Below are 22,674 nucleotides of genomic sequence, written 5' to 3' on the forward strand. Positions count from 1 at the left end.
CGAATATCGGTTACCCGAGCGCCGATTCGAGCGCGTCCATCGTTCTTTCGACCCGCGACTCCCGAGCGTTGTAGCCCATGTGCCCGACGCGAAGAATGTCGTCCGCCATCTCGCCGAGTCCAGTCGCGACGAGAACGTCGTGGTCGTCTTGAAGTCGTCGTTGGAGTGTCGTTGCACTCCCTTCGATTTCGAAGGCAGTGACCGTCGGTGAGCAGAGCGACTCGGTTTCGGGGAACGAGCCCAGTCCCAACTCGTTCCCTCGCCTGCGACAGAATTCCGCGGCGTCCTCGTGGCGAGCGAAAACCGACGTCAGCCCCTCGTCCAGAATTCGGTCAATCGAGGCCTCCAACGCGTACAAATTCGAGACGAGGTGGGTGTATGGGAGAAAGGAGAAATCGGGGTCGTGCCACGGTTCGAGGCTGGTGTAAAACGAGTGCTGTTCGGTGGTCTCGACTTTCTCCCACGCCGAGTCGCTCACCGAGATGGTCGTCAGGCCGGGCGGCGAACTGAAACATTTCTGGGACCCACCGAGACAGACGTCGATGTGTTCGACTGGAACCGACGTTCCGCCGAGCGACGACACCGCGTCCACGATAGTCAGGACGCCCGCCTCCTGTAACGTCGGCAAAATCCCGTCGAAATCGTTCAGCAGTCCAGTCGGTGTCTCACAGTGAACCATCGTTGCGGCGGTGAACTCGTTTTTGGCGACAAGTGATGCGATTTCGTCGGGGTCGAACCCGTCGGTGTAGTCGATGCTGTGCGAAACCGGATTTCCGCCCGCCATCTCCACGAAGTCCGAGAATCCGTCGCCGTACAGTCCGTTTCCGAGGCAAAGCACGTCGTCACCGGGAGCGACCAGCGAGGTGACGGCGGCCTCCAGTCCCAAAATTCCCTCGCCACCGAGAACGACCATCTCGTCGTCGGTTTCGTATATCCTCGCCAGCTTATCCAATAGGGTTTCGTAGTACGATGCGAAATCAGGGTCCACGTCCGGGTTCATCGGTGGGCGCGCCATCGCCTCCCGAACGTCGTCCGGAACCGCGGTCGGTCCCGGCGTCATCGTCAACGTTCCGTCGTTCATGGTTGTTCTTGGTCGGACTTCGGCTAAAAATCCCCCTGTGGTGGATTCGATGCTATGGAGGCTTCGTACCGTGCGTGTTTGCCACGGCTTCGAACCACACCATCTAAAATCGACCTGCCCGGGATTTGTTTGGAGTATTCTATAATAATAGTCGATATTAATGGGTTTGAACCGAAGGAATGTTGCGTTTGGTCGTGTTGAATCTAGTCCGGAGGCTATACAGTTGGAAACTAGCACGGATTCGAACACGAATACGAACCGGTTCGTCTACATCACCGCCACTATCGCCGCATTGAACGGGTTGTTGTTCGGCTTCGATACGGGCGTCATCTCGGGAGCGCTCTTGTACATCAAACGCACTTTCGAGCTCTCACCGGCCATGCAGGAAGTCGTCGTCAGCGCGACGCTCGTCGGCGCGATTCTGGGGGCTGCGGTCGGTGGCCGACTCGCCGACAGATTGGGTCGCAGACGACTCATGATTACCGGTGCGGGCGTTTTCTTCGTCGGATCATTACTGATGGGTCTCGCACCGAATGTCCCGTGGCTCGTCGCGGGAAGATTCGTCGTCGGCGTGGCGATCGGCGTCGCGTCGATGGCTGGCCCGCTGTACATCTCGGAGATCGCGCCGCCGAAGATTCGCGGCTCGCTCGTCTCTCTCAACCAACTCGCCGTAACGACCGGCATCCTGCTCGCGTACCTCGTCAACTACGCTTTCGCGGGACCGGGCGGGTGGCGGTGGATGCTCGGTGCGGGCGTCGTTCCGGCGATGGTCCTCGGCGTCGGTATGCTGTTTATGCCGGAAAGTCCGCGCTGGCTCATCGAACGGGGGAGAAACGAAGACGCGCGCTCCGTGCTCTCGCGAACGCGAACGGACGAACAAATCGAACGCGAACTCCGTGACATTCGCCGTACCGAAGAGGTCGAGGAGGACGGCCTTTCGACCCTTCTTCAGTCGTGGGTTCGTCCCGCGCTCGTGGTTGGTGTCGGACTCGCTGTCCTTCAACAGATTACGGGTATCAACACCGTCATCTACTACGCGCCCACGATTTTCGAATCGACCGGTTTCGAAGCTTCGGCGTCGATTCTGGCTACGGTCGGCGTCGGTCTGGTCAACGTCACGATGACCATCGTGGCAGTTCTACTCATCGACAGGGTTGGACGACGACCGCTCCTCCTCGTCGGCCTGACCGGGATGACGCTCGCACTCACCGGCCTCGCGGCGGCGTTCGTCCTTCCCGGCCTCTCCGGACTCGTCGGTTGGGTCGCGGTCGGGAGTTTGATGCTCTACGTCGGCTTTTTCGCCATCGGGATGGGACCGGTGTTCTGGTTGCTCATCTCCGAAATTTACCCCTTGCAGGTCCGTGGCTCGGCGATGGGCGTCGTCACTGTGGCGAACTGGGCGTCGAATCTCGCCGTTTCCTTCACGTTCCTTTCGCTCGTCGGTGCAGTCGGCCAGTCGGGAACGTTCGGCCTCTACGCCGGACTGAGCGTCCTCGCGTTGCTGTTCGTCTACACGAAAGTACCGGAGACGAAGGGTCGCTCGCTCGAAGCCATCGAGGCGGACCTCCGCGACGGATCGAGCGGCGCGTATTCCGATGCGACTGCGGAAACGGTCGAAGACGCGAACTGACGCGTTGGTTCAGTCGAGGTACTGTCCGGCGAGCAGTTCGACTTCCTCACGCTTCTCTTCCGGAATCGCTTCCGTCGGGGTGTTGATGGTGCCTTCCAGAGCGTTGCCACAGTCACAGTCGCGCTCGTCCGGTAGCTCCCGAATCGCGTGCTCGACGACTTCCTTGATGGCATCCTCGTTCTCCGCGGCGTTTTCGAGCACTTCCTCCAACGTGACTTCGCTGTCCGATTTCCACACGTCGTAGTCGGTGACGCCAGCCACCGTTGCGTAGCACATCTCCGCTTCGCGGGCGAGTTTTGCCTCCGGAATCGCCGTCATACCGATGATCTCGAAGCCTTGGTCGCGGTAGAACTCGCTCTCCGCACGCGTCGAGTACTGGGGTCCCTCGATGCAGACGTAGGTTCCACCCGAGTGGTGGTCCGCATCGGTCGCTTCGTCGCTCGATTCCGAGAGGTGTTCGACCATGTGTGGGCAGTACGGGTCCGCGAAGGGCATGTGAACGACCATCCCGCTGCCGAAGAACGTCGGCGTCCGGTGTTTCGTCCGGTCGAAAATCTGATCGGGAATCACGAGGGTCTGTGGCGGCAGTTCCTCGCGCAGGCTGCCGACTGCGTTGCTGGCCAGGATCCGTTCAACGCCGAGTTCTTTCAAGGCGTAGATGTTCGCCCGATACGGTGCTTCCGTGGGCGTTCGCTGGTGTTTCGGGCCGTGCCGGGGCAGAAACGCGACTTCCTTTCCGGCGATTTCGCCGATAGTGACCGGCGCGCTCGGTTCGCCGAACGGCGTCGTTACTTCTTTTTCGCGGGTATTTTCGAGTGGGAGTGCTTCGTAGATGCCGCTTCCGCCGATGAAACCGATCATACGAAAAAATCGATTCGGGAGTCACCTAAACGATGCGGGTTCGTCCCGTCGTTCGAACCATCTACTGTCCGCCAGTCGCTTTCTCCAGCAGTCGCCATTCGCCGTCTTTGCGCGACAGCAGACCGCGCCGAACCATCTCCGTGAGCACCTCGTCCAGTCGATCAGGCTGCGCGATTTCCATCTGGATACGTTCGACGTCGTGGTATTCGCTGAGGTAGTGGCGAACGTCGTCCTTCGAGAACACGTCCTCGTCCGCCCTGTCCAGCGCACCGCTGGTGATGTCTATCATGTCCTCGATGAAGTTCCACGGATAGACGATCCAGGCCCACTCTTCGAGCTGCTCGCCGACGTAATCTGGTTCGAACTCGCTGGTCTGTAGCAGTTGTAGCGTTGCCGTCCTGACTTCACCGGCGTCCCGGTCAGTCACGTACTCCTCGGCGTGTTTGATGGAACCTCCGGTGTCCGCGATGTCGTCGATGATGAGCACGTCTTTGCCCTCGACGCTTCCTTCCGGCATCGGATAGCGGACTTCGGGCTCCCCCGTTTTCTGGGCCGTCCCGACGTAATGTTCCATCTTGAGGCTCGTCAGGTCGTCCAGGCCGAGGAAGTCACAGATGCACCGTCCGGCGAACCAACCGCCGCGGGCGAGCGCGACGATAACGTCCGGTTCGAAGTCGGAGACTTTCACCTGCTCGCTCACGTCGCGACAGAGACCGTAGATGTAGTCCCAGTTGGTAATCGTGCATTTGAAGTCGTCCGGCAGGTCGCTCATTCTACCCGAGAGTCGCGGCGCGTGCCACTTAACGGTTTACAGGTGCGTTTCAACCGCTTCGAAACTGCCTCCTGCCGATGCTGGCCACCAACGCTATTACCGCTCTCGTATTATTATTACTGTATCGGACCGTGAAACAACACCCCCTCTGACTGCCATGACTCATACTGAAGACTTCGAAGACCTTCTCGATTGCAAAAACGTCCTTGGCGTCGAATACGACGACGAGACGAACACACTCACCGTTTTCGTCTCCCAAAAGCTTCCGGACAGCGAACTCGCCGACGAGGACAACGTAAAAAAGCGCGTCACCGACGTCAACCTCGAGGTCGAAGACGCGGGGTTCGACGAGGAGCGCGACGGGTTCGACGCGCTCTCGCACGCCGAACCCGTCCCCGAAGCACAGGCGAACCGTCACGACCGGCACCGTCCGGTGGTCGCTGGTGTCAGCGAAATAAACGCGAAGGAGACGGCGGCCACCGCCGGACCGTATCCGGCCCGCGTGACGGACACGAAAACGGCGAACTGGAGCGCCGACGTTTCCGAGGGCGACCTCGTTCGGCTCTCGAACAACCACGTTTACGCTCGAATCAACGACGCCGAGTTCGGCGAACCGATCGTCCAACCGTCCCCGCGAGACGGCGGGGGCCTCCCGGACGACAAGACCGGCGAACTGCTCGGCTACGTCACCGTCGAGGACGGCGCGGTGGTTGACGTGTCGGCCCGGTCGGCCGACCCGGAACAGGACTCGGCGGAGTACCACGAACTGGACGATTCGTGGCCCACGACCGTTCGACGCGAGGACTATCGCTCGATGAAGGGAAAGACGGTCGCGAAAACCGGACGAACGACCGGGGTCACACGGAGTCAGGTCAAGGCGACCAGTGCGAGCGTCCGGGTGAAGTTCGGCGACGCCGGGACGCTGACGCTCCGCGACCAGTGCATCGCGGGTGCGATGTCGAAAGGCGGCGATAGCGGGTCGCCCGTCTTCCTCGATTCGTCCGGTGAACTCGTCGGTCTGCTCTTTGCAGGGTCGTCGCGCCAGACGATCTTCAACAAGATCGCCAACGTCGAATCGGAGTTGGGCGTCGAACTGCTGGCCGAGGAGTCGGGCGAAGGCGGAGACGGTGGAAGCGGTGGAGACGACGGAGATAGGGACGATGACGACGGCGGAGAAGATGGTTCGTTCACCTATCGTGAGACGCTATCCGAAACCGTTTCCGTCGCGGTGGGCAGTCCACAGCTCTCGCTGGTGTCGTTTTCCGTGGCCGGGTCGCCCACGTCGGGGCAGCAGGCATCGGCGACCGCACGGGTGTCCGGGAGCGCCAAGGGAACTGCGTGGCTCGCAGTGGACGGTGACCGGACGACGTTCGAACTGAGCGAAACACACGTCCGCGGAAATCGGTTCGTCCGAAACGTGCGCGTGACGGTTACGATTCCCGAATCGGTCGGTGATTCCTTCGATGTAAACGTCGAAGGTGGATACGTTCTGAACGAGTAATCGGTGAGATTCTGGTTTTTCAGTTCGCGGCGTGATTCGATACGATTCGAAATGGGTCGCTGAAACGCGGCGTTCGAGGTTGGATGATGAAACACGGCGCTGGGTCGCAAGAATCACCACATCGCCATCGACCGATCCCGCGCGCTTCGACCCGGGAGTTAAACCCGACCGCGAGAAACGAACCCGGTATGCAAACGCTTCGAACCCTCCTCGTGGATGCGTTCACCGACGAACCGCTGGCCGGTAACGCGGCGGGAGTCGTCCCGGACGCCGACGGCCTGACCGACGACCAGATGCAAGCTATCGCCCGCGAACTCTCCGTCAGCGAGACGGCGTTTTTCTCCGAGAGCGACGACGCGGACCGCAAGGTTCGGTACTTTACCCCGACGACGGAGGTGGACCTCTGTGGGCACGCGACCATCGCCTCGCACGTCCATCTGTTCGATGACGGGGTCATCTCGCCCGGAACGCATACCCTCGAAACGAACGTCGGCGTACTGGATATCGACGTGGAGGACGACGGCACCGTCTGGATGACCCAAGATGACCTGGAAATCGAGACGGTCGAGCTGGAGTACGACCGGCTGGGCGATGTGCTGGGGATCGACCCGGCTGCCCTGCAGGATGTCGGTGCGGATATTCCGATGGCGGTGGCTTCGACCGGACTCCCCTTCCTGATGGTACCCATCAACTTCCTCGAACACGTGAGCGCGGCGGCACCGGAGATGTCCGCAGTCGAAACCCTGTGTGAAGAAGTCGGTGCGGTCGGACTCTACGCCTTCACGTTCGACGCAATCGGTCTCGAAACGACACTCCACGGACGGATGTTCGCCCCGCTGGCGGGGATTCCGGAAGATCCCGTCACCGGAACCGCCAGCGGGGCGGTCGGTGCGTATCTGCGTGAGACGGACGCGTTCGACGAATTTCCCGAGGAACTCAGACTCGAACAGGGCCATTTCGTTGACCGGCCGGGCCTCGTCCGCGTGCGTGTAAGCGAAAACGGTGTACGGGTCGGTGGCCGGGCAACGACGGCATTCGACGGTCGGTTGGTCGTCCCCGAAGCGGCGGACGACGGTATCATCGAACTGTAACGTACCCTTCGATGATCGAAGCGGGATCGGCTTTTGCGACCGTTCGAAAGAATATTCCATCTCTGAGTTACTATTCCACGAGGAACTGGTCGGAACATTCTTTATGTGTGTGCTTGTCTCCACCCATACGCAATGGTTGTACTCTGGCTGGATGAAATCAGTGCAGACGACCTCGAACTGGTCGGTGGCAAAGGTGCGTCGCTCGGTGAGCTTACCGGGGCGGACCTGCCTGTCCCGCCGGGATTCGTCGTGACTGCCGGGACCTACCGGAAGTTCATCGAGGAGACCGGCATCGCGGACGAGTTGTTCAAGGCTGTCGATGTCGATACCGAGGATTCTGCAGCACTGGCAGAAGCGGAATCGCGAGCGGAAGAACTCATTCTCGGAACGGAGATTCCCGACGACATCCGACAGGGAATCCTCGATGCATACGACGATCTCGACGACGGAAAGGCGTTCGTTGCCGTTCGTTCCTCCGCGACGGCCGAAGACCTTCCCGACGCGTCGTTCGCTGGGCAGCAGGAAACGTTTCTCAACATTACTCGCGACGACCTCGTCGATCGCGTGAAACAGTGTTGGGCGTCGCTGTTCACCCAGCGGGCGATCTACTATCGGCAGGAGAAAGGGTTCGACCACGAAATCGTGGATATCGCGGTCGTGGTGCAGCGCATGGTGGACGCCGAAAAGAGTGGCGTCATGTTCACGAGCCATCCCTCGACCGGCGATAAGAAAATCATCATCGAGGCCGCATGGGGACTCGGTGAAGCCGTCGTGTCGGGGTCTGTTTCCCCGGACAACTACGTCGTCGACCGCGCGTCGAACGCGACGGAGGACGTCACGATCGCCGACAAGAAGATAATGCACACGAAGGACGCGGAGACCGGCGAAACGGTCGAACGCGACGTTTCCGACGACAAACGGAACGCACGTGTGCTCTCGGAGAACGACATCGACCGACTCGTGGAACTCGGTGAGGAAGTCGAGTCCCACTACGGTACCCCACAGGACGTCGAATGGGCGATCGTCGGTACCGACGTTTTCATGCTGCAATCGCGTCCCATCACGACCATCGACGACAACGGATCCATCGAATCGGATACCGCCGAGGGTGTTGCCGACGGAAGCGGCGCGATACAGACCGAGAAGGGCAGCAGCCGTGAAATCATCGTGAACGGACTGGGTGCAAGCCCTGGTATCGCAAGCGGCCCGGCACGAATCGTCACGAAACTCGACCAACTCGACAAGGTCGGCGACGGCGACATCATCGTCACGGAAATGACGACGCCCGACATGGTGCCCGCGATGAAACGCGCCGCAGGAATCATCACGGACGAAGGCGGGATGACCAGCCACGCCGCCATCGTCTCGCGGGAACTCGGTGTTCCCGCCGTCGTCGGTTCCAGCAACGCAACCGAGCGACTCGAAGACGGCCAAGTCGTCACGCTCGACGGCGACAAAGGGACAGTCCGCGAGGGCAAACCCGAGAAGGAACAAGGGCAAGAGCGCGAGCCTATCGAGGACGCTCGTCCGAAGACGCCCGTCAAACCGATGACGGCGACGGAAGTCAAAGTCAACGTCTCCATTCCGGAAGCCGCGGAACGCGCCGCCGCGACCGGTGCCGACGGTGTCGGCCTGCTCCGAATGGAGCACATGATCCTATCGACCAACAAGACGCCCGCGAAATACATCGAAGACCACGGCGTCGATGCCTACGTCGAGGAAATCGTGGAGGGCATCCGCGGCGTCGCGGAGGAGTTCTATCCGCGACCGGTTCGCGTCCGAACGCTCGACGCACCGACCGACGAGTTCCGCCAACTGCAAGGTGGCGATAACGAACCGAAGGAGCACAACCCGATGCTCGGATGGCGGGGCATCCGCAGAAGCCTCGACAAACCGGACGTGTTCCAGCACGAACTCGACGCCTTCCGCGAACTGTACGAGATGGGCTACGACAACGTCGAACTCATGCTCCCCCTCGTCAACGACGCGGAGGACGTGCTTCGTGCCAAGGGGTTGATGGCAGAGTCGGGAATCGACCCCGACAAACGCACGTGGGGTGTGATGATCGAGACTCCTGCCAGCGCGCTTCAAATCGACGAGATGGCTAACGCGGGCATCGACTTCGCCAGTTTCGGCACGAACGACCTCACCCAGTACACGCTCGCCGTTGACCGCAACAACGAGAACGTCGCGGGGCGATTCGACGAACTCCACCCCGCCGTTCTCGAACTCATCGGCCAGACCATCGACTGCTGTCGTGACCACGACATCAACACCAGCATCTGCGGCCAGGCCGGATCGAAACCGGAGATGGTTCGATTCCTGGTCAACCGCGGCGTCTCGTCCATTTCGGCGAACATCGACGCGGTACGTGACGTGCAACACGAAGTAAAGCGCGTCGAGCAAAAACTCATGCTCGATTCGGTTCGATAACCGCTTCGGCTTCCGTTTTTTTGCTGTTTCTACCCTCCGTTATCGTCAGACCGATGTACCCCGATGGTACGTAAATTTATAAATAATATCTGATAAAAGATGTGTGTATGAGTCCCCGACCAGCTTTTGTCCTTCTCACCGCGATGCTCCTCGTCGCAGGGTGCGTTGGGAGTCCGGTCGAAAATACCGGCACTTCATCACCGGCGACGGGAACGACCGAATTCGGAACGCCATTGACCGAAACTACGACGCAACAAGAATCTACCTTGCCGTCCGGTATCTCCGACGACGGACAGATCAATTCGAGCAATCTCCTCTTCGCTCACGAACCAGCGTTGTCGAAGACTGGGTACGAGTTCGAGTACCGGAGTGTCTCCGAAACTGACGGTGAGAAAGCCACCGTTGTGAGCCAGTGGGGTACCGTCGCCGAGGGTCGAACGTCCTTCGAGAGATACGCCGAATACGCGAGCGATTCATCGCAGAAACGGTATCAAGCACATCTCTGGGCGAACGACACGGTCTTACTCACGAAACAGGATACCGATGAACAGGTCCGGTACACCGAGCGAATGCAAACCGAACCGCTTCGTCACGAACTTGCCTCGGTCGGAACGTTGACACGGATACTCGAGGCGATATTGGGTTCGGGTGAATTCGAAGTCGTGAACACGGACCGTTCCGATGGTCAGTCGCTCGTCACCCTCAGTGCGACTGAACCCACGGATGAGACACAGTTCGAGAACGTGACTAACTTCGATGCGACGCTCGTTGTCGATTCTTCCGGTCGCGTTCGCGAGTTCCATCGAACGGTCGAAACCGACCGGATGCGTCTCGAACAGGACTTCGAACTAACGCTCACCGCAGTTACTTCCGTCGAACGTCCGGAGTGGGCTGAGAAAGCGCGTGCCGCTACCGCTGCGAACATCGAGGTCGAAACCACAAAGCACGCCATCGAACTCGAACATGCTGGCGGGGAGACGCTCTCCGCCGGTTCGACGGTACGGATCGAACACGACGGCAAAACGCACGTTCGCGAATTCGACCGGCCCTTTAAACCGGGAGAACGGTTGTACATATACTACCCAGCCGACGGTAGCGCTCCCGTCCTCGCCGCCGAACCGGCTGCTGTAGCCGTCGAACGTATCGACGGGTCGTATTCGATGGCCGTTCTCGATTCGAACGGAAACACCGTTACTGCGATGGGTTTGGGTGTCGGTCACAGCGACGGAACCGACAGCAGCTCGGAGTCGTCGTAGAACGGAACGGATAAACCCGGCGCATCGAATTTTCGGACATGCAGGTGGCTGCGCCCCAATCATTCCGCCGGGTCCTTTCCTCGATGTGTACCGAACCCCATCCGGCGGCACGTGACGCCGCGGAACGATTTCTGGCGTCGAATCCGGGCGATCCGACGACATATCCGGCCGTTTCCGCGCTGGAAGACGAAGCAGTCGGGATGCTGGGCGAGATGACCGGATTGGAAAATCCACACGGCTACATCGCCAGCGGTGGCACCGAAGCCAACATTCAGGCGGTTCGGTCAGCGCGAAATCTTGCGACAACGGACACACCGAACGTCGTCGCGCCGAAAAGCGCGCATTTCAGCTTTCAGAAGGCGGCGGACGTGCTCGGGGTTGAACTGCGACTCGCCGAGGTAGATGCAAACCGGCGGGCGAACCCGGATTCGGTAACCGGAATGGTGGACGAGGACACGGTGCTGGTCGTCGGAATTGCGGGGACGACCGAATACGGACGAGTCGACCCGATTCCGGCCTTGGCCGATATCGCCCACGATGCAGGCGCATTGCTTCACGTAGACGCAGCGTGGGGTGGGTTCGTGCTTCCGTTCACCGACTACGAGTGGAACTTCGGCCACGCGGAGGTGGATACGATGGGCATCGATCCGCACAAAATGGGACAGGCGGCGGTTCCGGCAGGTGGTTTTTTGGCCCGCGAAAAGCGCGTCCTGGACGCGCTGGCGGTCGAAACACCGTATCTCGAATCGACCTCGCAGGCGACGTTGACGGGCACCCGCAGCGGCGCAGGTGTTGCGAGTGCATGGGCCGCGATGGACGAACTCTGGCCTGCGGGCTACCGCAAGCAGTACGAACGTTCGCAGGCCAACGCCGAATGGATTGCCGATGCTTTCGAATCCTGCGGCTACGATGTGGTCGACCCCGTTTTGCCGTTGGTCGCGGCCGACGTTCCTCGGGAAACGGTCGAAGCCCTCCAGTCCCGAGGGTGGCGCGTCTCACCGACCGGGTCGGGCGAACTTAGAATCGTCTGCATGCCACACGTTACTCGTTCGATGCTGGAGTCGTTCGCTGACGACCTCGAATCGATTTGATTATTCTTCCGTCTCTTCGACGGGTGCGCCCAGCGCGTTTCGCTTGACGCTTTCGATTCCTTTCTTCGCGGCCTGTTTCGAGGAGTAGCCCTCGCCACTATCGGCGATGATGTTCCCGTTTCGATGGACGAGTCGCCAGCGCCATTCTCCCGCGTGGTCTTCATACAGTTCGAACGATGCTTGTGTGGGGGGTCTGAGCGCTTCGACGACGGACCCATCATCCTGCGTGACCGCGATTGGCCACGACTCGGGTTCCGCGGGTTCGGTCGAACCGCTTGGCAGGTCGGTGAAACGACGTGCGAACTTCGTGAGGGTCGTTCCGTACCGTTCGAGCAGTTCGATCGAAATCTCCTGTTCCAGCAGTGGTGTCCCGTCGCGGGTTATCGTCAGGCGTTGCCCCGAGCGTTCGCTATCGTGTTCCGATTCTTCCCACTCCCCGTCGCGTCGATACTTCACGGTGAAAGTCACGGCCGCATGGTCGGCCGTGTATGCGACTTCCATCTGCAGGTTCGGATGGATTCCCACGCGATATTCTCTGTCCGATTGCACACCTTCTTTTTCGAGTCGATTCGGTATGAGTCTATTTGCCAATAGTAATTTCCGTAGACAGATTCGCGATGTTAAAGTTTACATCGGTCGATTACCGAGTGTTTCGTGTGCTAGGGAGTCTCGTTTCGTTCGCCGACCCAATCGCGAATGCTGTCGTCCTCGGGTCGTTCGGATGGTTGGAGGATGCCGTCCAACATGCCACCGGTTGGGCCGGATTGGCACTCATCGCCATCTATTCGTTTCTCATCTCCTTTCTCCTTCCATTACCGAGCGAAGTCGTGCTTTTCGCACCACTCAATCTGGGACTTGGTGAGTTCGGACAGTATGCGCTCATCATCCTCGTGAGTGGCCTCGGCAAAGCCGGTGGAAGCGTGTTCGCTTTTCACATCGGGCAGGAGGCAAAGCAGTCCGGGCCCGTAATCAAGGCGCTCCGCCGTTCGAAAATCAACATCGTCGAATGGTCGGAGAGAAAGACGGTCGAACTCGCACGAAAATGGGGCTATCTCGGCCTTGCGATGGCACTGTGTGTGCCGTTTTTTCCGGACACGATTTCCATCTACGCATTCTCGATTTTGGAGGAGGATTACGCGAAGTTCGCTGCGGCGACGTTCGCCGGAAGTGTCGGGCGACTGCTGGTGACCATCGCCCTGGGCGCTGGCGTCATTGCGCTCGAACTCCCGTTTTAGGAAATCGACGGTACATTTCCCGTTGATACGATGGTTACTCACCTTCATACCCGCTCCACTGGCCGTAGATTTATATACGGTCACGAACCAACTGTTGGTTATGCGACGGACGACCCACGCCGACGTTCTTGCTATGCGACGCCAGCCATAGCGTCGGGAGAATCCTTCTGGGTCGACTTTTCGGGGGTGAAACCCGACAGTTCGAGTATCGTTCGGGAGCCACTGCGCTCCCCGTATTCATCACACAATACCATGACGAAATACCGAAACCGGCGGGTTTTACACCCGCAGCAAAGGAGATGAGAGTATGAGCCACGACGACTATCCAACCGAGGAACCTGCGGTGGTGACCTGCGGGCTTCCCTACGCGAACGGGGACCTGCATATCGGCCACTTGCGAACCTACGTTAGCGGTGACGTGCTGTCCCGCGCATTGAAACAACTCGGCCAGCAGACGGCCTTCGTCTCCGGGTCGGATATGCACGGGACGCCGGTGGCGGTCAACGCCGAGAAGGAAGGCGTCTCGCCCCGCGAGTTCGCGCTTCGCCACCACGAACAGTACGAAGCGACGTTCCCGAAGTTCAACATCGAGTTCGACAACTACGGCCACACCGACGACGAGACCAACACGGAACTCACCCGCGAAATCGTCCGTGAACTGGAAGACGGCGGCTACATCTACGAAAAAGAGATCAAGGTCGCATGGGACCCGACCGAGGAAACGCCGCTTCCCGACCGGTACGTGGAGGGAACGTGTCCCTACTGTGACGAGCACGCCCGCGGCGACGAATGTGACGAGGGCTGTGGTCGGCACCTCGAACCGGGGGAAATCGAGAACCCTGTCTCCACCGTCACCGGCAACCCCGCGGAGTACCGTGAGCGGACGCACAAGTTCTTCCGCGTCTCGGAACTTCAGGAGTACCTCCAGGGATTCATCGACCGCCTCGAAGGGACGAGCAACGCGCAGAACCAGCCCCGCGAATGGATCGAGGGCGAACTCCAAGATTGGTGTATCTCCCGCGACATGGACTGGGGAATCGACTATCCGGGCGAAGGTGCCGAGGACCTCGTTCTGTATGTCTGGGTGGACGCACCCATCGAATACGTCTCTTCGACCAAGCAGTACACCGAGCGCGTCGGTTCCGACGCCTACGACTGGGAGGACGTCTGGAAGGAGAGCGGCGAAATCATCCACATCATCGGCCGAGACATCATCCAACATCACACCGTCTTCTGGCCCGCGATGCTCCACGCCGTCGGCTACAACGAACCACGTGCCGTCATGGCCAGCGGCTTCGTCAACCTGAACGACAAAGGTTTCTCGACCAGTCGTAATCGAGCGGTCTGGGCCGACGACTATCTGGACGAAGGGTTCGATCCCGACCTCCTGCGCTACTATCTCAGTACGACCGGCGGGTTCGAGCGCGACGTGAACTTCTCGTGGGACCAGTTCCAGGAGCGCGTCAACGGCGAACTCGTCGGCACGGTCGGTAACTTCGTCTATCGAAGCCTGCTCTTCGCCGCGCGAAACTACGACGGTGCGCCGGACGCCGAAGTCAGCGAGGAAGTACGCCACCGCATCGAATCCGCCATCGACGACTTCGCAGCGGCCGTCAACGACTACTCGCTCAAGGATATCGGCGACGCCGCGACCTCGCTCGCCTCCTTCGGCAACGAGTACATTCAACGCAACGAACCATGGAAACTGACCGACGACGACCCCGAACGTGCGGAACAGGTCATCTACGACTGTGTTCAGCTGTCGAAGGCGCTCGCGGTGCTTTACGCGCCGCTCCTGCCCGGCAAAGCCGAAGCCCTCTGGTCGCAGTTGGACGAAGACGGCTCGGTTCACGACGCGACCATCGAGGACGCCCTCGCCGCGCCGCGCGGCGACTTCGGCGAACCCGACGAACTGTTCGGCAAAATCGAGGACGAACGGGTCGAAGAGCTGAACGAGAAGCTGCAAGCGAGCATCGAAGCGGCTACGTCAGACGACGAGGAAGATGGAAGCGAAACCGTGAGCGACGACGAATCAACGACGGACGACGAATCGGCTTCGGACGAACGCATCGGCTTCGACGAGTTCCAGAACCTCGACCTACGCGTCGGGCGCATCGAATCGGCAGCGCCGATCGAGGGTGCGGACGACCTCCTTCGGCTCGAAGTCGATATCGGCAGCGAGACACGACAGATCGTTGCAGGATTGAAACAGCTTCACGACGTGGACGATCTGGAAGGGAAAAACATCGTGGTCGTCGCCAACTTGGAAAAGGCCGAACTGTTCGGCGTCGAGAGTAATGGTATGGTGCTCGCGGCGGGCGAACAGGCCGACCTGCTGACGACCCACGAAAACGCGGAACCCGGTACGAAGATCAAGTAACCCGAATCGGTCCCCTTTTTATAAATCGTTGACGAGCGTCGCGAACTCTTCCATCGGAATGATTTCCATCGTCTGCATATCGAGGCCGTATCGTTCGATGCAGAGCGAAGCCTGATACGCCGAGTCCCTGTCCTCGGCGTCGATGATGAGGAGGAAATCGTACTCGCCCAGGATGGCGTACGTTTCTTCGAGCGTGGCTTCGTGGGATTCCAGTTCGTTTCGAATGTCGCCCCAAATGGAAGCAAGCTCCTGGACGTTCTGATAGTTCTGTTCGATGGTGACGAGGGACGCGTATGTGGACATATTTTCCCATTTTGAATGCAAAATAAATAGCGGTTGTGGCCACCCCCGTACCGTCCACGACTCGTCCCCGAGGTAACTGCGTGGTTTTTTGGCGGGCACCCACCAACCTTGGCATATGAGAAATGCGAAAATCGTCTGCACTCTCGGACCCGCATCGAACTCGCGGAGTATGGTCCGAGAACTGGCCGACACAGGGATGACGGTCGCTCGGGTCAACGCGAGCCACGGCTCGCGCGACGACCGGGCAGACCTCATCGAGACGGTTCGACGGGTAGACGACGCGACCGAGAATCCCCTTGCCGCGATGTTGGACCTCCAAGGACCAGAAATCCGGACCGCTGAAATCGAGGAACCGATCACGCTGGAGACCGGTTCGACGGTTCGATTCGTAAAGGGGGACGATGCGACGCCGGAGGAAGTCGGTCTATCGGTCGCTATCATGAACGCCGAACCCGGCGACTCGGTGCTTCTGGACGACGGTCGAATCGAGACGACGGTCGAACGAGTCGAGGATGACGCCGTCGTCGCTCACGTCGAAAGCGGCGGCGAACTCAGCAGTCGGAAGGGAGTAAACGTTCCCGGCGTCGAACTCGATTTGGACGTCGTTACCGAGAAGGATCGCGGTGACCTCCGTCTGGCCGCCGAATCGGACGTCGATTTCGTCGCGGCGAGCTTCGTCCGCGATGCGGACGACGTGTTCGAAGTCAACAAAGTACTCGAGGAGAACGGGGCAGACATCCCCATTATCGCGAAGATCGAGCGTCGCGGTGCGGTCGAGAACCTAGAGGAGATCGTGGACGCGGCATACGGCGTGATGGTCGCCCGAGGCGACCTCGGCGTCGAATGTCCGATGGAGGACGTGCCGATGATTCAAAAGCGCATCATCCGAACGTGTCAACAGGCGGGTGTTCCCGTCATCACGGCGACGGAGATGCTCGATTCGATGGTCCACTCGCGGCGGCCGACGCGTGCGGAAGCCTCCGACGTTGCGAACGCGGTCCTCGACGGGACTGACGCCGTGATGCTCTCGGGTGAAACGGCGATCGGCGACGACCCAGTTCGGGTGGTCGAGACGATGGACAGCATCGTCCGCGAAGTCGAGGAGAGCGGCGAATACGCGGAGACGCTCGAACAGCGCGTTCCGACCGGTGACAACACTCGAACCGACGCCATCGCTCGCTCCGCACGCTACCTCGCCCGCGATATCGGCGCGAGCGCCGTCGTGGCGGCCAGCGAATCCGGCTATACCGCGTTGAAGGTGGCCAAGTTCCGTCCCGGCGTCCCCGTCGTGGCGACGACGCCGAACGACCACGTTCGTCGAAAGCTCGCGCTCTCGTGGGGTGTCAACGCCCAGTACACCGACCTCGGGCACAACGTCGAAACCATCATCGAGGACGGCGTTCAGGCAGCCCTGGATGCCGAAGTCGCGGAAAGCGGCGATACCGTGGTCGTTCTCTCCGGTATGATGAGCGAACTGGATGGTTCGGACACGGCAAACATGCTGAAAGTCCACGTCGCCTCCGAAACCATCGCGACCGGCCGCGGTGTCGTTCGTGGTCAGGTCGCCGGACCGGTCGTTCGCAGTTCGACGGGTGACCTCTCCGACCTCTCGGCGGGGACGATACTCGTCCTCGAACCGGAGTTCGACGGCGAGTTTACGGGCGATACGTCGAACCTCGCCGGTATCGTCGATGCTCGCCCCGGAATGACCGGTTATCCGGCACTGATCGCTCGTGAACTCGACATCCCAATGATAAGCGGAGCACCGCTCGGACCGGAAGTCGAAAACGGGGACGAAGTGACGATCGATGCGGAGCGCGGCGTCGTCTATCACGGCGACATTCGGTCATACGACCGCTCGTAGCCAGCCTTTTGTCCACCCATCTCCTACCGTGGCGTATGTCCGATTGGAAGTTCGATGTCGAGGAAGTCGGTGACGACGATGATGCTCCGCGTGACCATCCCATGGACGAACCGCTCGAACCGGGGTCCCCCTCGGCGGAGAACGTGCTGTTCGTCGTCCTCGGCGCGCTCACGATGTTGTTCGTTTTGCTCCGATTGACTGGGTTGGCCTAACCCACAAACCCTTAATCGCTCGACACCAAGTCCCAATCATGGCATCGCCCCTCGATTCGCTCCCGCTCTTGCTCGTTCTCGCGGGTGCGGGGTTGGCGCTCGCAGAAGCCCTCATTCCCGGTGCACATTTCATCGTTCTCGGCGTTGCGCTCTTGCTCGCCGGATTAGTTGCGCTCGCCTTCCCGCCGCTGGCCGCGCCGTTCGTCCTCGCCTTCCTCGTTCTCGCGTTCGGTGGTCTCTCGTTGTACGCCTACCGTGAACTCGACTTGTACGGGGGGAAAGGAACCGGTCGAACCAAGGATTCCGACTCGCTCAAGGGGACGACCGGGCGAGTCACCGAGCGCGTGACTCCGTCCGAAGGACAGGTAAAACTGTCCAGTGGTGGATTCAATCCGCATTACGCGGCCCGCTCCATGGACGGTGAAATCCCGGAGGGAACCGAAGTGATGGTCATCGACCCCGGTGGGGGTAACGTCGTCACCGTCGAACCGCTCGGACACATCGAGGACAGCATCGACCGGGAACTCGCTCGTGAACGGGCGAAACGGGAGCAAGAGACGGAAGAACTCTGAAATCAGATATTTTCTCACAGAAAATCCGCGTACAAAGTAGCAGAATACTTAACAGGTAGCTATCCCAACATTCGGATGTATGCTGCCCCTAATACCTCTCCAATCCGCCGCCGCTGGTGGGATAATCACGATAGTTGCATTGCTGTTTCTGGTCCTCGCGGTCGTCACCGTCTGGTCCGCAGTCGAAATCGTTCAAGCGACCGAGAAGCGCGCACTGACGGTGTTCGGTGAGTACCGAAAACTACTCGAACCGGGTATCAACTTCGTGCCACCGTTCGTCAGCAAGACGTACCGCTTCGATATGCGGACACAGACGCTCGATGTGCCCCGGCAGGAAGCGATCACGCGCGACAACTCGCCCGTGACCGCGGACGCCGTCGTCTACATCAAAGTGATGAACGCGAAGAAGGCGTTCCTCGAAGTCGAGGATTACAAACGCGCCGTCTCGAACCTCGCCCAGACGACGCTCCGTGCAGTGCTCGGTGACATGGAACTCGACGACACGCTCAACAAGCGCCAGGAAATCAACGCGAAAATCCGCCGCGAACTCGACGAACCCACGGACGAGTGGGGGATTCGCGTCGAGAGCGTCGAAGTCCGTGAGGTCAACCCATCCAAAGACGTGCAGCAAGCGATGGAACAGCAGACTTCCGCGGAACGTAAACGCCGTGCCATGATTCTCGAAGCACAGGGTGAACGCCGCAGTGCGATCGAGACGGCGGAAGGTGACAAGCAATCCAACATCATTCGCGCACAGGGTGAAAAACAGAGTCAGATCCTCGAAGCGCAGGGTGACGCAGTTTCGACCGTCCTTCGAGCGAAATCCGCCGAATCGATGGGCGAACGCGCCGTCATCGAGAAGGGAATGGAGACGCTCGAAAGCATCGGACAGGGCGAGTCCACGACGTTCGTCCTCCCGCAGGAACTCTCGTCGCTCGTCGGTCGGTACGGCAAACATCTGACCGGAAGCGACGTGAAAGCGGACAACCAGCAGTTGGATAGTCTCGATTTCGACTCGGAAACCCGGGAACTGCTCGGACTCGACGATATCGACGAAATCCTCGGCCAAATCGACGAGGAGGCGGAGATGGATGTGGAAGCGATGGAAAAGGAGGCACAAGCCATCAAAGAGGGCGAGGACAAAGCGCAGATCAAAAGCGCAGACGAAGTCATCGAGGAGATGGACTCCGAGATGGAAGAAGGCGCCGAAACCGAGATGGAAACCGAAGTCGAGTAACGCCTCCTCCGGTATTTCGTTTGTAACTGTCTACCAAGCGAAGCTATTTTACGTTCCCCTCGCTTACGTTGGTGTAGATGGTTCAGCCCGGTAACGTGGATGAAAATAAGCGTGCTACCCTCCGTCGGTTCGCGGTTTTGGGTGCAGCCACGCCACTGACGAAACTCGCAGATGCGGATCGTACGGGCGAGCGAAGCGAGGCCCGGGATGCGATTGCCGGGTACGTCACCACCACTCCGGGCGCCCACTTTTCGAAGGTACGCGACGACCTCCAACTCGGGACTGGCGAGACACAGCATCACCTCCGGAACCTCGTGGAACTCGGCGTCGTCGAAAGCCACCGTGACGGTGATTACCGTCGATTTTTCCCCGCAGGGAAGTTCTCCGCGTTCGAGCAGGTTGCACTCAGCTATCTCCGCCGGGAAACGCCACGCGGGATGCTCATCGAACTGCTTCGTACCCCGGACGCGACCGGAAGCGACCTCGCGTCCACGCTCGACGTTTCACGCCCGACCGTGAGCAAATACGCCGCGGATTTGGACGAGAAAGGACTGCTTTCACGCGAGAACGGCTACACTGCACGCCACCCCGAGACGCTCATCACCTTGCTCGTTCGCTACGCCGATTCGTTCGACGCGAACGCCGAACGGTTCGCAAGCGAGGCCGCGAACCTGATCTCGTTCGATCCATAAACTGCACCGGACGGTCCTGTTCCCGTTTTCGTTCTGACGTTCGCTCGCCGACAGTGGAACGCCGTGTACAGCCTTTTCACTGCAGGTGTGGTACCGCGGTGTGAAATCGCAACTCCGAAACTCCCCGCAACAAAAATTCTCAGCAACCAACTGGAACGACGCACATACGACGAGTCGCCCGCTCAGGCGCTGACTTTCCACGTCGTAGACGAGGAGTAGCCCCATTTCTCGACGTCCACATCGAAATCCCCGTCGGCGATGGCGGTCATGTTCGTTCCGACTTCCTTCGCGGTCAGGCCGAGTTCGCTTCCGATGAGACGAGATTTGAAATACGTCTTCGTCTCGCCGTTCTCACGAAGGTACCGCAGAATTCGCTGTTGCTTGTCGGTGAGGGTGGTCGTGCCAGCAGTGGTGGTGCTCATATCCACATAGAGGAAGGTATCGACCTTAGTGGGTTTGGTACGAGTGGTTAACGCAACGCTTGCTTGTGATTTCTCACTCAATCCGGATGAATATAACCGCCCCCGTGGGGAGGGTTGGTACGGTTGGTTAACGTCCCGTTTCGTGACGGCCGTGGCCCAGAAGCTACTTACGGCGAGAGGATGAGATGACTGCATAATGAGCGGTGGTTCCGTAGAGGTGAGTGTCGTCCTTCCAGCGTACAACGAGGAGGCGACCATCGAGAACACCGTCGAGACGACCCTCGACACGTTAGAATCGTTTTTACCCTCCGATAGCTTCGAGGTCATCGTCGCAGAAGATGGCTGTGACGACCGAACGCCGGAAATCGCAGACAGAATGGCAGAACAGGACAGCCGAGTTCGCCACTTCCACAGCGACGAACGACTGGGGCGGGGAGGAGCATTAAATCACGCATTCGAAGCCGCCGACGGAGAGACGCTAGTCTACTTCGATACGGATTTGGCGACGGATATGCGGCATCTGGAAGAACTGGTCGAAAGCGTCCGCTCCGGCGAGTACGACTTCGCAACCGGTTCGCGGTGGATGCCGGAGAACGTGGCTGACCGCCCGGCGAAACGTGACGTTGCGAGCCGCGGATTCAACGGGCTGACACGTTTATTCCTTCGTTCCGACCTGCGCGATCATCAGTGTGGGTTCAAGGCGTTCGACCGGACGGCGCTGTTCGACGTGCTGTCGAACGTGGAGGACAAACACTGGTTCTGGGACACCGAGGTGCTCGTGCGGGCCCAGCGCAAGGGCTACCGGATCAAGGAGTTCTCAGTTGATTGGACGCCCAAAGGGGATACGAAAGTCGACCTCGTCCGCGACATATTCGGAATGGGGAGCCAAATCAGCCGCTGTTGGTGGGAGTTCTCCGTCGAACCGCGAATCACTCGTCGGGTGTCGATGGCAGTCGGGGTTTTACTGACCATCATCGCTGTCGCGCTGATGAGCCAGTATCTACCGATGCAGAGCGTCTTGAAACAGATGAGCGAGGCGAACCCCGCACTGATCGGTATTGCGGCGCTCATCTACGTCGTCTCGTGGCCACTCCGTGGCGTACGCTACAAGGACATCCTCGAAGAACTCGGCTTTACCGAATCGACGCAGTTCCTCACCGGCGCGATATTCATCAGCCAAACCGGAAACCTCGTGTTTCCAGCGCGTGCCGGTGACGCCGTCCGCGCCTACGTCGTGAAAGCTCGCAGGGGCATTCCGTATCCCTCCGGCTTTGCGTCGTTAGCGATCGAGCGCGTGTTCGACCTGCTCACGATTACCGTGATGGCCGGAACCGTACTGCTCGGCTTGACGGTCACCGGACAGGCTGCGGACATCGTGCAGGCGATCACGGGTGCGGAGCAACGGGAGGCCGCTCGAACGGCCGTGTTCGTTGCGGCGGGTGTCGGTGGGGCCGCAATCGCGGCCGTCGCGGTCATCATCGCCAGCGCGCGATCCGACCGAAATCTCGTCCGTGAAGCCGTCACCAAGGTCAGTTCCGACTCCTACGCTACTTACATCGCTGGTCTCATCGAGCAGTTTACTGGCGACGTACAGACCGTCGCAAGCGACCGAGCGGCCTTCGCTCGTGTCGGCGCGAGTAGCCTTGCCATCTGGACGCTCGACGTGTTGACCGCGATCCTCGTGTTGGTTGCCTTCCCCAGCGTCTCGCTCGATCCCGTGACGTTGATCGCCGTCGGCTTCTTCGCGGTGAGTGTGGGCAACCTCGCGAAGGTGCTCCCGCTCTCGCCCGGCGGTGTCGGCCTATACGAAGCTGCGTTCACCGTCTTCGTTGCTGGTCTGACGCCTATCGCGTGGCCAGTCGCGCTCGGTGCGGCGATTCTCGACCACGCGGTAAAGAACATCGTGACGCTCGTCGGCGGTGTCGGGTCGATGTTCTCGCTCAACGTCTCGCTCACGCAGGCAGTCGAGGAGGGACGTGACGTGTCGGTCGAATCCGAAACCCCATCGCTCGACGACTGAAATATTCCGGTTTGCGCTTTT

The 22,674-nt window shown here is 59.9% G+C and carries 20 protein-coding genes; 14 read left to right on the top strand and 6 right to left on the bottom strand.

From position 1 onward, the window contains the following. Positions 1-10: 10 nt before the first annotated feature. Positions 11-1,081, bottom strand: a complete 1,071-nt coding sequence (locus OOF89_RS08750; RefSeq protein WP_266075246.1) for a pyridoxal-phosphate-dependent aminotransferase family protein — start codon at positions 1,079-1,081, stop codon at positions 11-13. Positions 1,082-1,304: 223 nt separating this feature from the next. Here OOF89_RS08750 and OOF89_RS08755 point away from each other — a divergent pair, with 223 nt between their 5' ends. Then, positions 1,305-2,711 (top strand): sugar porter family MFS transporter, encoded by a 1,407-nt coding sequence (locus OOF89_RS08755; protein WP_266075248.1) that lies wholly within the window; start codon positions 1,305-1,307, stop codon positions 2,709-2,711. Between the two features lie 9 nt (positions 2,712-2,720). Here the strand turns inward: OOF89_RS08755 and mtnP are convergent, their stop codons facing one another. Continuing rightward, the gene (gene mtnP / locus OOF89_RS08760; protein ID WP_266075250.1) at positions 2,721-3,572 is read right to left on the bottom strand and encodes an S-methyl-5'-thioadenosine phosphorylase; all 852 of its coding nucleotides are present in this window, start codon (positions 3,570-3,572) and stop codon (positions 2,721-2,723) included. A gap of 61 nt (positions 3,573-3,633) precedes the next feature. Beyond that, the gene (locus OOF89_RS08765; RefSeq protein ID WP_266075252.1) at positions 3,634-4,344 is read right to left on the bottom strand and encodes a phosphoribosyltransferase; all 711 of its coding nucleotides are present in this window, start codon (positions 4,342-4,344) and stop codon (positions 3,634-3,636) included. 157 nt (positions 4,345-4,501) lie between these two features. On the opposite strand from OOF89_RS08765, the gene OOF89_RS08770 reads away from it, so the two are divergent. The 5 genes from OOF89_RS08770 (at position 4,502) to mfnA (ending at position 11,716) form a co-directional block, all read left to right on the top strand. Continuing rightward, positions 4,502-5,845 carry a chymotrypsin family serine protease gene (locus OOF89_RS08770; protein WP_266075254.1) on the top strand — a complete coding sequence of 448 codons (1,344 nt, stop codon included), beginning with the start codon at positions 4,502-4,504 and terminating at the stop codon, positions 5,843-5,845. A 188-nt stretch (positions 5,846-6,033) separates the two neighbouring features. Beyond that, a complete protein-coding gene (locus tag OOF89_RS08775) occupies positions 6,034-6,936 on the top strand; it encodes a PhzF family phenazine biosynthesis protein (RefSeq protein ID WP_266075256.1) in 903 nt (300 codons plus the stop codon). 132 nt (positions 6,937-7,068) lie between these two features. After that, complete coding sequence (gene ppsA / locus OOF89_RS08780; RefSeq protein ID WP_266075258.1) at positions 7,069-9,369, top strand: pyruvate, water dikinase; 2,301 nt, start codon at positions 7,069-7,071, stop codon at positions 9,367-9,369. A gap of 107 nt (positions 9,370-9,476) precedes the next feature. After that, on the top strand, positions 9,477-10,625 hold the full coding sequence (locus tag OOF89_RS08785; RefSeq protein ID WP_266075260.1) for a hypothetical protein: 1,149 nt from the start codon (positions 9,477-9,479) through the stop codon (positions 10,623-10,625). A 38-nt stretch (positions 10,626-10,663) separates the two neighbouring features. Continuing rightward, a complete protein-coding gene (gene mfnA, locus OOF89_RS08790; RefSeq protein ID WP_266075262.1) occupies positions 10,664-11,716 on the top strand; it encodes a tyrosine decarboxylase MfnA in 1,053 nt (350 codons plus the stop codon). Here mfnA and OOF89_RS08795 read toward each other — a convergent pair whose 3' ends face one another. Then, a complete protein-coding gene (locus OOF89_RS08795; RefSeq protein ID WP_266075264.1) occupies positions 11,717-12,265 on the bottom strand; it encodes an HVO_2922 family protein in 549 nt (182 codons plus the stop codon). It abuts the gene before it with no gap. A gap of 140 nt (positions 12,266-12,405) precedes the next feature. On the opposite strand from OOF89_RS08795, the gene OOF89_RS08800 reads away from it, so the two are divergent. Continuing rightward, the gene (locus tag OOF89_RS08800; protein ID WP_266079723.1) at positions 12,406-12,951 is read left to right on the top strand and encodes a YqaA family protein; all 546 of its coding nucleotides are present in this window, start codon (positions 12,406-12,408) and stop codon (positions 12,949-12,951) included. 307 nt (positions 12,952-13,258) lie between these two features. Next, positions 13,259-15,331, top strand: a complete 2,073-nt coding sequence (metG, locus tag OOF89_RS08805; RefSeq protein ID WP_266075267.1) for a methionine--tRNA ligase — start codon at positions 13,259-13,261, stop codon at positions 15,329-15,331. A gap of 18 nt (positions 15,332-15,349) precedes the next feature. Here metG and OOF89_RS08810 read toward each other — a convergent pair whose 3' ends face one another. Next, positions 15,350-15,634, bottom strand: coding sequence for a GYD domain-containing protein (locus OOF89_RS08810; RefSeq protein WP_266075269.1), 285 nt, complete (start codon positions 15,632-15,634; stop codon positions 15,350-15,352). 115 nt (positions 15,635-15,749) lie between these two features. Here OOF89_RS08810 and pyk point away from each other — a divergent pair, with 115 nt between their 5' ends. The 5 genes from pyk to OOF89_RS08835 all read left to right on the top strand — a co-directional run bounded on the left by pyk (position 15,750) and on the right by OOF89_RS08835 (position 20,211). Beyond that, positions 15,750-17,498, top strand: a complete 1,749-nt coding sequence (gene pyk / locus OOF89_RS08815) for a pyruvate kinase (RefSeq protein WP_266075271.1) — start codon at positions 15,750-15,752, stop codon at positions 17,496-17,498. Between the two features lie 35 nt (positions 17,499-17,533). After that, positions 17,534-17,710, top strand: coding sequence for a DUF7312 domain-containing protein (locus OOF89_RS08820; protein WP_266075273.1), 177 nt, complete (start codon positions 17,534-17,536; stop codon positions 17,708-17,710). 38 nt (positions 17,711-17,748) lie between these two features. Further along, the gene (locus OOF89_RS08825) at positions 17,749-18,282 is read left to right on the top strand and encodes an NfeD family protein (protein WP_266075275.1); all 534 of its coding nucleotides are present in this window, start codon (positions 17,749-17,751) and stop codon (positions 18,280-18,282) included. A 79-nt stretch (positions 18,283-18,361) separates the two neighbouring features. Then, positions 18,362-19,519 carry an SPFH domain-containing protein gene (locus OOF89_RS08830; protein WP_266075277.1) on the top strand — a complete coding sequence of 386 codons (1,158 nt, stop codon included), beginning with the start codon at positions 18,362-18,364 and terminating at the stop codon, positions 19,517-19,519. Positions 19,520-19,596: 77 nt separating this feature from the next. Then, a complete protein-coding gene (locus tag OOF89_RS08835; RefSeq protein ID WP_266075279.1) occupies positions 19,597-20,211 on the top strand; it encodes a winged helix-turn-helix transcriptional regulator in 615 nt (204 codons plus the stop codon). A 182-nt stretch (positions 20,212-20,393) separates the two neighbouring features. Here OOF89_RS08835 and OOF89_RS08840 read toward each other — a convergent pair whose 3' ends face one another. After that, on the bottom strand, positions 20,394-20,633 hold the full coding sequence (locus OOF89_RS08840; protein WP_266075281.1) for a DUF7123 family protein: 240 nt from the start codon (positions 20,631-20,633) through the stop codon (positions 20,394-20,396). A gap of 196 nt (positions 20,634-20,829) precedes the next feature. Here OOF89_RS08840 and OOF89_RS08845 point away from each other — a divergent pair, with 196 nt between their 5' ends. Then, positions 20,830-22,653 carry a flippase-like domain-containing protein gene (locus OOF89_RS08845; RefSeq protein WP_266075283.1) on the top strand — a complete coding sequence of 608 codons (1,824 nt, stop codon included), beginning with the start codon at positions 20,830-20,832 and terminating at the stop codon, positions 22,651-22,653. Positions 22,654-22,674 lie beyond the last annotated feature (21 nt).

Source organism: Haladaptatus caseinilyticus, from assembly GCF_026248685.1.
Taxonomy (GTDB): Archaea; Halobacteriota; Halobacteria; order Halobacteriales; family Haladaptataceae; genus Haladaptatus; species Haladaptatus caseinilyticus.